This window comes from Paenibacillus gyeongsangnamensis (assembly GCF_027533625.1).
Classification (GTDB): Bacteria; Bacillota; Bacilli; order Paenibacillales; family NBRC-103111; genus Paenibacillus_G; species Paenibacillus_G gyeongsangnamensis.
In genome coordinates this window covers 44975-57229 of the sequence record NZ_JAQAGZ010000010.1, presented here as the reverse complement: position 1 = coordinate 57229, position 12255 = coordinate 44975, and the positions used below count along the sequence as shown (strand labels likewise).

The window sequence follows — 12255 nt, the reverse complement described above, 5'->3', positions numbered from 1 at the left end:
AAAGGTACATTAAAGTTCAATGACCTTTGTTGCAATATTTTTGCAAAATTCACGGTCATGCTCCACAAAAAGAATGGTTGGCGAGTATTCAAGCAGCAGCTCTTCAATTTGCATCCGCGATACAATATCGATAAAATTAAGCGGTTCATCCCAAATATGCAAATGAACTTTCTCGCAAAGACTTTTTGCAATCAGCACTTTCTTCTTTTGGCCGCCGCTAAAAGCCGAAATATCTTTTTCAAATTGAACTCTAGAAAAATCAAGCTTTCTTAAAATTGATTTAAATAGGCTTTCATCTATCCCATGATTTCTGGCGTAGTCCGTTAAATTGCCCTGCAAGTGCGAGGTGTCCTGCGAAACATAGGATATTTTCAGCTGGCTTCCCTTCCTGAAAACGCCGGTATAGTCTATGTTCTCACCGTAAATAAGCTTGATAATGCTTGATTTTCCGGAACCGTTTTTACCTGAAAGCGCAATCCGCTCACCTTGCTCAATAGTAAAACTAATCTCTGTGCAAGCCCTCTTCTCGCCGTAAAAAATCGAAACATTGTCAAACTCGACTAGCTGGTTTTTATGAAAAGCAAGCTGTGAAAGCTTTAGGTTGTCAGAGCTTTCAATATTTTTGAGGAGCTTAGCCTTTTCATCCATAGCGGATTGCTGTCTTTGCTCTATAGCTTTAGAGCGTTTCATCATTTTAGCAGCCTTGTGACCGATATACCCTTTATCTACCTTGGAACCGGAATTTCTTGTACCGTTTTTGGTTTTTTCCACTTCGTGTGACCAGTTGCTCGTTCGTTTGGCGGCATCCGACAAGCGTTTAATGTCTTTTTTTAGTTTTTCATTCTCTGTAAGCTCAAAGTGATCTTGCCTCTGTTTGTTTTCCCACCAATCGGAGAAATTGCCCTTTTGAATTTCGATGTTGGTCTTATTGATGGAGAGGATGTGATCTACGCAGTTATCGAGAAATGACCGGTCGTGGGACACCAGAATAAATCCGCTTTTGGCATTGAGATAATCACTGACAAGCTTTCTTGCATTCATGTCCAGATGGTTGGTTGGCTCATCAATTAACAGAAAGCTATTTTCCTTAAGAAATAAGGCAGCGAGCAGCACTTTCGTTTGTTCCCCGCTGGACAAGGAATCAAAAGGACGATATAAAACATCCTCAGAAACCTTGAGCAATGAAAGCTCGCGCATGAACTCCCAGTAAACATAGTCTGGAACAATGCCTCCAATAACATCAATCGTATTATTTTCCTTGTTTTCAACGTGGAAGGGAAAATATTCAAAGCCGACATTGGCAGAAATATTTCCGCTGTATTCATATTTGCTAAGCAGCAAGCTGAGAAACGTGGTCTTCCCTCTGCCGTTTCTTCCCGTAAATCCTAATTTCCAATCGGTATCCATTTGAAAGCTTACGTTTTCAAATATGTTATCGTAGGTACCGTCGTAGGCAAACGTCAGGTTTGTAACATTGATTAATGACATGAGCTGATCCTCCTGCATGATAAATATAAAAGCTACAAGAAAGTTACTTTTCTTGTAGCTCAAATAAATACAGCAAATCCAACCCGCAATGGAGTTAGATGAGGATATATTGTTTGAGTGAAAAGATAAAGTAACTTTCTTGCATATAAAGAATAAAACATGCGAAAACATATCGCTTTTACTGTTTTATTGTTTTATATTAGCAAGAAAATTCCATTACACTTTTCAACTCCAGTTCATTAAATTAATCGTATCTTAGCATACCCGTGATTTTATTTCAACCATGTCGGCTTTCGCCTTCAGTAACCTCATGATTATTCTAATGGATAGGTATCTACTTTTACAAAACGGAATCCCCTTTTCCTCAATTCCGGGACCCCTAGCATTACGCCTTCCGCCGTATGTTTTTCCGGATGGTTCATATGGCAAATGATGATGGATCCGGAAACGGATGTTAAAAAAGCCTGCCGGATTTGCTCGGCGGAGAATGTCGCCCCCGCGTCGCCTAAAACGTCAAAGTTAACGGGAAGCAATCCCAAATCTTCAACTACTCGGGCAGCTACATTGTCGTAATAAGCGGTACCCGAGCGGAAATAGATCGGCTTTCTCCCCGTAAGCTCCGCAATTTTTCTTTCATTAATCATGACTTCATCGACAACTTGCGAAATATTTTGCGTACCTGCAATGCCCCAGGCTGATCTGCCATTAACGGAGAGCGGCCTATGAAGGTGTCCGTGATTTTCAATTTCAAACAGCGGATTCCGAGCCAGCTTCAGAAAGACGTCCCTATTTTCATCAATCCAACGGCTATTGATGAATAATGTCGCAGGAATGTTCTCACGAATTAAGTATTCAATAAGCCTATGATCATAACCGCTCCCTCCAGGCCCGCCGCAAGCGTCGAATGTAAGGGCAACCACCGGCTGGGATGTTTGCATTTTTCGTTTGACACCTGAAACACGCTCTCCCCATTGATAGGGTGTTTGCCATTTGTATTTTTGGATTAGCTCCCTGGTGAACGTTATTTCTGCCGGAGTCAACCCGATATCTGCAGCCCTGCCGGATAATTGAATTGGAGAAGACATTTGCGCCTGTTGATGTTCGTTTACTGTGGAACTAGGCTCTTTCTGGAAGCAGCCCGTCAATAAAAAAAGCAAAGCTGCTCCGGAGAGACAAAAGCAGATCGGACGGTACAATAAGAGCAATCCCCCTTCAAAGGACTGCCGTTAGAATTCCCCTCTTATCCAGATATTAACCGCAATTTATAACCTGCAGTCAGATCCTTGATGATGCGCCGATCGTTTGTCTTGCAAAGATGCAATTACAAAGTTAAATACCCGCTCAAGGCACCCTCTTGGATACCTCATTTGTTTTATGGAGACGAACCGCGGCGTAGCAAATCCACAATTCGCCGCCGCGTGATGCTGCCACCACATTAGCCTCTAAGGTGAAGTCACCGATTCGGTGTTGAGGTAAATCACCTGGATACAAATTTTTTGTAATTTTTGACCTTCCGAAAAATTTCCGCTCTGCCCCTTAGTAACTTCTTTTCACTAATGATCCATGTATGACCTCTGGAATTTTTTCTTCTTAGGGCTGCAAAATTATATTTTCCCCCCGAGTAAATTTTAAAGCCTTTTGCCCTGCATCTCCTACAAAAAATGTCATCTTCCCCTTTGTTGATATTTGGGAAACGAACCCTTTTAAAAACTGATTTTTTTATAACCAGAGTAGCTCCCGGGACAATCTTTACAAACTTATTCTCAGATCCTTTGTGACGAAGAATTAATACTTTATTTCCGCTTAACCATAAAAAATGGGCACGTTTACCGACAATATCTGCTTTCGTTTTCCTAAAAGTCTTCATCGTCTCTTTTAAATAGGAAGGAGCATAATAATCGTCATCGTCAAATTTTGCCACAAAACGGTGCCTGGCATTTTTAACTCCGAAGTTTAAACATTTCCCCAATGATGTTTTTTCCGGCAAACGATATACAAACGTATTTTTATACCTACTTGCCGTTTCCTTATACTCTTCAATATTCATATTGTCGTTGTTTAAGATGATAATCAGTTCCTTTTTTCTCCACTTCTGTCTATCGTAATTGCGAAACAGATTGTTTATATAGGCCGCTCTGTTCGTACAAGTGATAATCGAGATGCCATTCACGTCATTCTCGCCTCTTTTCTGCAGACACACGTATAGATTTTATTACATATGTATGAAAAGAATCGAAAATAACAACGGCGCTTTACCTAGTCAGGTTTAATATTAGGCCCGGAGGTGGATAATGAGAAAACTGGCTTTGAGAAAACCGAGAGCACGCTCCCGCAAATCAAGACCTGCACAAAAAACAGCCTATCTTACGTTTGATGACGGTCCGAAACTTGTAACAAACCTTATACTTGATGTTTTGGCCCGCAATAAAGTAAAAGGAACTTTCTTTATGCTGGAACCCCTAATACGGCGATTTCCAAAAACGGTGCGCCGTATGGTGCGTGAAGGTCATGCCGTTGGACTCCATGGGGTAACCCATAAGGTCAGCCAATTTTATGCCTCTAAACAATCCGTGATCCGAGAGTTTAATGACACCCGCAATACATTGAAAAAAGTAACAGGCAAGGATACGGTTTTGGTTCGGACCCCTTATGGAAGCTTACCTCATATGAGACCTTCTTATTTTAAAGCAGTAAGACATACCGGCTATCGTTTATGGGACTGGAATGTAGACAGCCGCGATTGGAAACTTCGTAATGAACATTTGATTTATTTGGTAAAGAAAGGAGTGCTGAATCTGGAAAAATCCGGATCGAGACCTGTCATTCTCATGCATGACCTTCCGATGACCGCCAGACTTCTCCCCCGAATCATACGTTTTCTGAAAAACCGCGACTATCGGCTGAAAAAGCTTGATTCTTCCTTAACACCCGTTCAATTATAAAGAACAGGCTATAAATCACCCTAAACGGCTCCAGGTGTCCCCGATCAAGAAAAAAACAGCCATCATAGAGAAATCTTTGCGACAACCGCTTTCTCCGTTCGGAATTCATGGAGAGGAGGAAAGTATCGAATATTAACTAAAAGATGTAACATAAAAAGGAGCTTGCCACCTTACTTAATGGCAAAACTCCTTTTCGTTTTTGTGGATTTACACTATAGAGACGAACAGTGGCTGGGCAAATCTACAATCCGCCGCTTGTACCATGTTCCTCTATAAAACTCTCCAAATCGAAATGTTTTAATTTATTGGCGCAACAAAACTTATATTTCAACCCGCTGCCACATGGACATGGAGCATATACATTGGACGGACTAAGTTTTTGCATCAGCGCTATTCTAAGGTCAGTCAAATCTTCTACATATTCAAACCCAATGATGCATTGAAGGTCGTATCGCTCACATAATTGATAAATCTTCTCGGCTCTTTCTTCCGATCTTACTCTTAATACAATAGGTCTATTATCTGTTCCTAATTGGGTTGCAGGGCGATCCATAACCGGTTTCGGCACCTGCTTGCGGTTCCCCGGCAAGTATTGATCCAAAGTTCGCTCGCTTGCCGGAATCTCATCCCTTCTTAGCCACATATACATTTCAGCCAATGGGTAGAACGATTTCCGATCATCCGGAAAAATCTCCAAGTCCACTAATGCTAACGAAGGAGCTTCAACACCTGCAGCCGTTTCCTTAAATGAATCCAACACCTCAAGCTCTTCTTTTGTCGGCATAAACGCGATTTTCCGTTCTGATTCTACATGAATGTCATATAAATTTTGCAGTCCTATAGCTAAAATCTCTCTCAGTTGCAGAATATCCATCTTTCGGTAATGACGGGCGTACACCAGCATCATTCTGCTGTGATAAGCGGATTTTTCAAGCTCACCAACTTGAAATAACAGCCCGCCCAGCGAATAATAGGATTCCACTTGGGACGGGTCCACCTGAATCGATTTCTCATACGCCGCGGCAGCCAGCTCCGGTCTTCCACCTTTCAAGTACAGGTTACCTAACCGGTTCCACAGATAACCGTCCTGATCATTTTTACGAAGCTTATTCAAAAAATTTTCCTCTGCATCGGTTGCCCATTTGGGAGTACTCCCGTCATAAAGGGCAATTTTTCCTGCCATATAACGGGAATTATCTTCTCTTCCTCTGGAAAGCAGCCCTGTCAATAATCCGAAGATAAATAACGGGTTCTTTAATTTCCAGTCCCCTGCACTATTGCATTGTTTACACCGAAAATACCCTGTTGTTTGCACATAATCCATCATGTCTTTTGGGGCGGATTGGCTTTTGTGCGTTGGATCCTTCTCATCTTTCTGCCAAAGTTCCAGATCGATAGCGACGAATCCGAGATCATAATGTCCTTTGCTCCCGCAATGACCGCAGGTCAATACCTGCTTGTTGGATTCGAATTGGGGATTGATTTTCTTTTTGTGCTTGGCAATGAGCTTGGTAAGAACGCCAGGCAGCAAGGTAACTGCTGGTTTTTCCGGAATACTTGATAAAGGTTGTCCTGTCAGGGTGGAAAGAAGCAAAGGATTAATAGCAGCGTGGGGAGATGGCATATCATGACTCCTGCCTTTCAATAATATATCAACCATGTACTTTTATCGGTAGTTCAGTTTCATCAACTTATGACGAAAAGCCGGCTTTTTAGGGTATTTCGCAAGAAGCTATTTGCTCCCTCTGCAGCTCGTTTAAATTTAACCTGCACTGCTTTTCGGGGTAACACAAAGTGTATGGAAAAGTGCTGTTCAACTTGGGAATCACCTGATTTCGAGAAACGGAGCGAGCGTTTCGTTTCTTTTCCCCAGGATATATAGGCGGTACAGGACTCCTTAAGGTCCATCTCCCTCGCCGTTTTCCGGAATTCTTTCATAAAGAAGCTGAATGAGCCAGATTCCCATGAATGACCCGCTCCAGGTAGGGTACTCTTCCGAATCGCCATTCCTCTACAAGCTTTGGAGAAAGCGTATGGCGAACCTTTTTTTGCAGCTCTAGTCTATTCAAGACGAACTACCCTTTTAATTGTTTGAAAAAGGATGATTATTTTTGTACTTTTCATTCAATTCATTGTAATCCAGTTGAAACCGTTCCATCCAGGATTGAATCGCTTCTTCCGCATACTTGTATTCGAATTTATTCCATTCATCCCAAAGATCCAATTCGTATAGCGTATCCTTGAACCTTCGAAAAGGTTTATGACCATTAAGGGCATCAAACAACTTATCTTCAGGATCGAATTCGGTGCGTTGGGCAAATTTCGTCATCACATAAAACGCCTCGTTGGAATCAATCTTTGGAATGTCTATGAAACGTTCTTCGTTCTCCTCATCATCCCAGTCGATTCCCGGTTCCCCTGTATACGCTTCATCCATATCCAGAATGACTTGTCCGGTATGCAGATCCAAATAATACAGGTGCTCAAAATTATTATCCAAGTAGGTATCTATAAGCTCGTCCATTAATTGCATTTCGATCGACCTCTTTTAAGTTAATTTGATCCTATTTTAGCAGAACTAAGCCTATGTGGACATGATTAAGCTGGTGAGTATATGACTTTCGAAATATTTTTACGTGGGTTTGGACTACAATTTAGCCCTAATAACAGGCAAAAACCCGCTCAATGAGCGGGTTTTCAGTATGTAGACGTGGGGAGTCGAATCCCTGGCTTAATAAATTACTTTTTCGAATTAAAGTACTCTTTATCTACGCGAAGCTGCTGCTTCAGAATCCTGGTAAATAATCCTTTGCTGATCTCGCCAGTTCCTTTCGAAACTGCAGTCCTTAACACTTCCCCATTAGGCAAAGTCTTTTCAAAAATTGTATCCCTGCCATTTTGCCTTATCAGTACCCACCCATCTCGCCTTAATAAACTCTCCAAGTCGCTCCAACTAGGCATGGAACATACGTGCTACTGAATCAAAGTCGTCTTCTAATAGGACACGTAATACGTATGGAGCATGTTTATGTCGATTAGGGGTGTTGTAATAACGGGAATAATTGTTTTCATGAGAATCCCCCCCTCTTTTTTCGCATCTGTCGACCCCGTCGGTGGGAGAAAAACGTCCGCGGTATTATGGATTGATGCCAGTAAAGAAGGGGCAAACAAGTTTTATGATTTATTTTGCAACAATTTAGGGGAAAATAAAAAATCCGTTATTAGCCAGTGCGCCTTATGCCGGTTCGGAAAAAAGTCAACTTGCCGGTTGTGAACATTCCGGTTCCCGGATATCAATCCAAAACCTGTTAACGACTCGGGATCTATCGAGCCCCGATGGAGAAAAACAAGAAAAATGTTTCAAAATGCAATATGTTAACGATTGATAAAGAGATTTATTGCCATCATAATATTTTTATGTATCGATTACATCTTATTAGTGTTGCAAATTACAAAATACACCAAGGGGGAGTTCTTATGAAAATCAAAGCAACGCTTGAAAGATTTCCGGGCTGAATGATGATTGTGCCTTAGTTGCTTTACTCTCTAATCAATATATATTGAATACGATTACCGAAATCGTTTTCAATATGCAAAGAACTTTGGTACACGAACCTATGAAACATTCTCGTATATGCAGCACCTGGTTGGATTTTTCTAAAAAAACCAACATCACAAATGCTTTTTTCGTTTCTTCGATTCCAGTATACAAGGAGGATACAACGTGAAAATTAAGGCTGCAATCGATAGAATTCCCGGTGGCTTGATGATCCTTCCGCTCTTTCTTGGAGCCATCCTGCGGACGATGTTTCCAAATTTGGCTGATGATGCGATCTTCAAGGGATCATTTACAGGCGGAATGATGACAGGTGCGACGGCTTTGCTCGGTGCCTACTACATCTGCTTGGGTACGACATTGCAATTTCGATCAACCGGTTACATTTTAAAGAAGGGCGTCTCCCTTTGGGCAGGTAAGATTTTGACTACACTTGTAATCAGCTTGCTCATCCGTTACTTTGCCCCCGATCAAAATCACTTGTTCTTAGGTTTGTCTGCTCTAGCCATTGTTGCTGCTTTTTCGGATTCCAACGGCGGATTGTACATGGCACTCGTTGGACAGCTCGGAAAACGGAAAGAAGATGTGGCCGCTTACTCCATCATGTCCCTTGAATCCGGTCCGTTTTTCACCATGCTGATTCTCGGCGTTACGGGACTCGCGAACTTCCCTGTGGAAGCGTTTGTATTTGCGCTCTTGCCGCTGGTCATTGGTATGATTCTTGGAAACCTGGATATTGACATGCGGGAGTTTCTCAGCAAAGGGATCCACATTCTCATCCCGATGTACTCCCTCGGTCTTGGTTTCGGAATTAACCTCAGCAACCTCGCGAAATCCGGAGCAACTGGCATCATCTTGGGCATTGCGGTCGTTGTAATTACGGGCAGCGTTCTCTATTTATTGGATCGCCTCACTGGCGGCAACGGCGTTGCCGGCGTGGCCGCAGCATCCACAGCAGGGAATGCTGCGGCCGTTCCAATGACTGTTGCTGCCGTATACACGGGCTATCAAGAAATTGGTGCATCCGCGACTGCGCAAGTCGCGACTTGCGTGATCGTCACGGCTATTCTCGTACCGATTTTGACCGCTTGGTTAGCACGGCGTAAGCAAGCGCAGGAATTGGCCAGCGGCGATTAATGGAAGATTACAGTTCTACGTGATTCGCAAAGTTTACAAACGTATTGCGCCTGCCCACCCTGTGCATTTACGATGTTAAGGGTGGGCAATATTCTTGTCCGTCTTAGGGAGTGATAAATTTGTTAGCTCAGTATCAATTTCAATCAGCAAAAAAAATTGTCGCGGGCAGACATTCCATTGAAATGCTTGTGAGTCAATTACAAGAAATGGGAGAAGTTCGTTCAGCGCTCATTCTCACTCAGCCAAGCCTCATTCGCCTTGGTCACATCGATGAGATGGTTCAAAAGCTGTCTAAAGCGGGAATTTCCTCCGAAGTACTGACGGGTGTCATGAACGAACCTACCGTTCAAAACATTGAAGAACTGGGTCAAAAACTAGCCACACAAAATTTTGACGTTTATATTGCGATTGGCGGCGGCAGCGTTCTCGATGCAGCAAAAATTCTGTCCGTGTTAAGGACAAACCGCGTCCCTGTCTCCGAACTCCTTGGGACCAATTTAGTTAAGAAGCCGGGCGTCCGAACTGTCCTCATTCCCACCACATCTGGAACTGGTTCAGAAGTAACACCAAACGCAATTGTCACCGTACCGGAAGAAGAACTTAAAGTCGGGATTATCAGCCCGTATCTCTTTCCCCAACTCGTTATTGTTGATCCAATTTTAACTCTTGAACTCCCGCCAGCTGTGACAGCGGCGACCGGAATGGATGCCTTTACCCATTCCATTGAATCATTCATTTCAAACAAGGCTAACCCGCTAAGCGACATGTTTGCCCTTGAGTCCATGCGCAAGATCTCTACCAGCATTGTCCATGCGTATGAACGTGGATCATCGGTCGAAGCCCGCGAAAATATGCTCCTTGGCTCGATGTACGGCGGAATGGCCTTAACGTGTGCCGGCACTGCTGCCGTCCATGCCCTAGCATATCCGCTAGGCGGAAAATTCAACATTCCTCACGGTGTCGCTAACTCCATGTTATTACCACATGTCATGGAATTTAACTTCGACGCGATCAGTGAGAAGCTCGCCCAATTATTCCCGGTATTAGGCCTCTCCGCTAGCAACAACTTAAGCCAGATTGACGCTGCGCGGAGAGTCATCGAGCAAATTGTCGCGTGGACAAAAAGTCTGAACATTCCTCAAGACTTGACAGCCTTCGGCGTGTCTGAGGATGACGTCATTGACCTAAGCAAATCTGCGATGAATGTAACTCGACTTTTGAACAACAACCCAAAAGCGGTTAGTATCGAGGACGTTCAAGAAATTTATCGAAAATTGTTACCTTAGAATAATTCATGGAGGTTCGCAATAATGCAACTTACATTAAACCTCGCAAGGAAACTGATTGAATTGGGGAAGGAAAAAGCGACCAAAGACTTCGGCAGACCGATTAGCATCACCATCGGAGATGAGACGGGTTCGATGCTGACGTTTGACCGAATGGACGGCATGCCGCAGCGCAGCATCCGAATCTCCCAACAAAAGGCCTATACTGCCGCTCGTATGGGTGTATCAACGGACTCTTTGTTTGAAAGGATTCAACGGGAACATCTTGAAATCAGTTATTTCTGCGATCCCGGATTGACAGCTTTGCCCGGTGGAAACCTGCTGAAGAATAGATCCGGAGAAATCATTGGGTGCGTAGGAGTTAGCGGTCTTGCCCCCAGCGAGGATCATAGCATCACCGAATATATAGCCGGCATTGTCTCCGAAGAACAAGCGGACTGACAGCCTGAATTATTTCCGGTACTAATGGTAGACTTCTCCGTATATCACTCTAAATGTGAAAAAACGTTCGAGCCTGTCAATGTTGATAGGCTCTTTCATTAGTCCTTACTGACCAGAAATTTCGCCTTACTTGTGATACGGTTCACCCTGACGAATCTTAAACATCCTGACCCAATTTAAAATTTACTGTAGACATCTCGTCTACAAAATGCAAGAAAATTGGGTATCTTAAAATCTCATGTCTACATTTCGTCTACAATTTGATAAATAAAAAGGAAAAAACCCGCTCATAGAGCGAGTTCTTAGTATGGAGACGAGGGGAGTCGAACCCCTGTCCGAAGATAACGCCACATAGGCTTCTACGGGTGTAGTCACAGTTTTGATGTCACCCGAGCAGCGCCCCGTAACCGGCTCTGCGTTGGGTCAGCCTGATTATCTTCTTCAGCTAGCCTCAGGCGGAGACTAGACAGCGTATCCCACTAAAGGTTGAGCCCCTATCCCGGCACATGGGCGATGCAGAGTAGAAGCACGCTCACAGGTTATTAAGCTGCGAAAGCGTAGGATTGTTGTTGTTTGCCATTTAATTGGCTGTAGCGTTGATGAAGCGGACGCTCCCCACTACCCGCTACCCATGCTCGAACTATCCCCGTCGAATCCAAGAACGTCCCCGCATGAGAGGGCCCCCGTAACGGGGGCCCCAAAAGTAAAACAAGGTTATGAGTAAAAACTTACCTGCAAGTCTTGCTCTTCCCTAGTCGACAACGATCTCCGGCAATCTTCCAAAAGGTGAATCACATCACTTCCCTGATGTGCTTTTATTATAACACATCTGAGTGAGCTGTACAGAACAGCTTCTTGGAAGATCCGCCTGCAGATAGCAGAACTGGTGGCTTCTACCGGGCGACCTTCTGCTTCTCGCGAAGCGCCCGCTGAATATCACGCTGCGCATCCCGCTTCGCCGCGGAATCCCGCTTGTCGTACTGCTTCTTCCCTTTACCCAGGCCGAGAAGCAGCTTAGCGAATCCGTTACGCACATACACCTTTAGCGGAACCAGCGTATAGCCCTCCTGCTTCGATAAGCCGAGCAGCTTGTTGATCTCCACCTTCTTCAGAAGAAGCTTTCGCGCCCGCGTCGGATCGGAAGGATTGAAACGGTTGCCCTGCTCGAACGGACTGATATGCATGTTATGGATGAAAGCTTCGCCGTTCCGTATCGTGGCAAAAGCGTCGCCGATGTTCGCCTTCCCCATCCGGAGCGATTTGATCTCCGTACCGGTCAGCACGAGGCCGCATTCATAGGTGTCTTCGATAAAATAGTCGTGAGACGCCTTCTTGTTCTGCGCGAGCTGCTTGCCGTCACTCTTCTTGCTCATCTTCCGCGGTCACTCCTTCCATGAAGGGATTC

Annotated in this window: 11 protein-coding genes and 1 other RNA gene; 4 read left to right on the top strand and 8 right to left on the bottom strand. The window is 44.0% G+C overall.

Features of this window, described 5'->3' with window-relative positions; genetic code table 11:
• Nucleotides 1-9: 9 nt before the first annotated feature.
• The 3 genes from O9H85_RS16280 to O9H85_RS16270 form a co-directional block, all read right to left on the bottom strand.
• Nucleotides 10-1488 (bottom strand): Lsa family ABC-F type ribosomal protection protein, encoded by a 1479-nt coding sequence (locus O9H85_RS16280; RefSeq protein WP_269882471.1) that lies wholly within the window; start codon nt 1486-1488, stop codon nt 10-12.
• A 314-nt stretch (nt 1489-1802) separates the two neighbouring features.
• Entirely contained in the window at nt 1803-2684 is an 882-nt protein-coding gene (locus tag O9H85_RS16275) for a polysaccharide deacetylase family protein (protein ID WP_269882470.1), read from the bottom strand.
• A 281-nt stretch (nt 2685-2965) separates the two neighbouring features.
• Nucleotides 2966-3658 (bottom strand): glycosyltransferase family 2 protein, encoded by a 693-nt coding sequence (locus tag O9H85_RS16270; protein ID WP_269882469.1) that lies wholly within the window; start codon nt 3656-3658, stop codon nt 2966-2968.
• Nucleotides 3659-3779: 121 nt separating this feature from the next.
• Between O9H85_RS16270 and O9H85_RS16265 the strand changes: the two genes are divergently transcribed.
• Complete coding sequence (locus O9H85_RS16265; RefSeq protein WP_269882468.1) at nt 3780-4430, top strand: polysaccharide deacetylase family protein; 651 nt, start codon at nt 3780-3782, stop codon at nt 4428-4430.
• A 241-nt stretch (nt 4431-4671) separates the two neighbouring features.
• Here the strand turns inward: O9H85_RS16265 and O9H85_RS16260 are convergent, their stop codons facing one another.
• The 3 genes from O9H85_RS16260 to O9H85_RS16250 all read right to left on the bottom strand — a co-directional run bounded on the left by O9H85_RS16260 (nt 4672) and on the right by O9H85_RS16250 (nt 7391).
• Complete coding sequence (locus tag O9H85_RS16260; RefSeq protein ID WP_269882467.1) at nt 4672-6054, bottom strand: tetratricopeptide repeat protein; 1383 nt, start codon at nt 6052-6054, stop codon at nt 4672-4674.
• A 459-nt stretch (nt 6055-6513) separates the two neighbouring features.
• Nucleotides 6514-6963 (bottom strand): UPF0158 family protein, encoded by a 450-nt coding sequence (locus O9H85_RS16255; RefSeq protein ID WP_269882466.1) that lies wholly within the window; start codon nt 6961-6963, stop codon nt 6514-6516.
• A gap of 206 nt (nt 6964-7169) precedes the next feature.
• Nucleotides 7170-7391 (bottom strand): type II toxin-antitoxin system HicA family toxin, encoded by a 222-nt coding sequence (locus tag O9H85_RS16250; protein ID WP_269882465.1) that lies wholly within the window; start codon nt 7389-7391, stop codon nt 7170-7172.
• Between the two features lie 763 nt (nt 7392-8154).
• Here O9H85_RS16250 and O9H85_RS16245 point away from each other — a divergent pair.
• The 3 genes from O9H85_RS16245 (at nt 8155) to O9H85_RS16235 (ending at nt 10850) form a co-directional block, all read left to right on the top strand.
• Nucleotides 8155-9123: a 2-keto-3-deoxygluconate permease gene (locus O9H85_RS16245; protein ID WP_269882464.1), complete on the top strand. Its 969-nt coding sequence runs from the start codon at nt 8155-8157 to the stop codon at nt 9121-9123.
• Between the two features lie 119 nt (nt 9124-9242).
• Nucleotides 9243-10409, top strand: a complete 1167-nt coding sequence (locus O9H85_RS16240) for an iron-containing alcohol dehydrogenase (RefSeq protein ID WP_269882463.1) — start codon at nt 9243-9245, stop codon at nt 10407-10409.
• Nucleotides 10410-10433: 24 nt separating this feature from the next.
• Nucleotides 10434-10850 (top strand): GlcG/HbpS family heme-binding protein, encoded by a 417-nt coding sequence (locus O9H85_RS16235; RefSeq protein ID WP_269882462.1) that lies wholly within the window; start codon nt 10434-10436, stop codon nt 10848-10850.
• A gap of 305 nt (nt 10851-11155) precedes the next feature.
• On the opposite strand, the gene ssrA is transcribed toward O9H85_RS16235, so the two are convergent.
• Together ssrA and smpB are read right to left on the bottom strand one after the other, a co-directional pair.
• Nucleotides 11156-11519: a transfer-messenger RNA gene (gene ssrA / locus O9H85_RS16230) on the bottom strand.
• A 224-nt stretch (nt 11520-11743) separates the two neighbouring features.
• Entirely contained in the window at nt 11744-12223 is a 480-nt protein-coding gene (smpB, locus tag O9H85_RS16225) for an SsrA-binding protein SmpB (protein ID WP_269882461.1), read from the bottom strand.
• Nucleotides 12224-12255 lie beyond the last annotated feature (32 nt).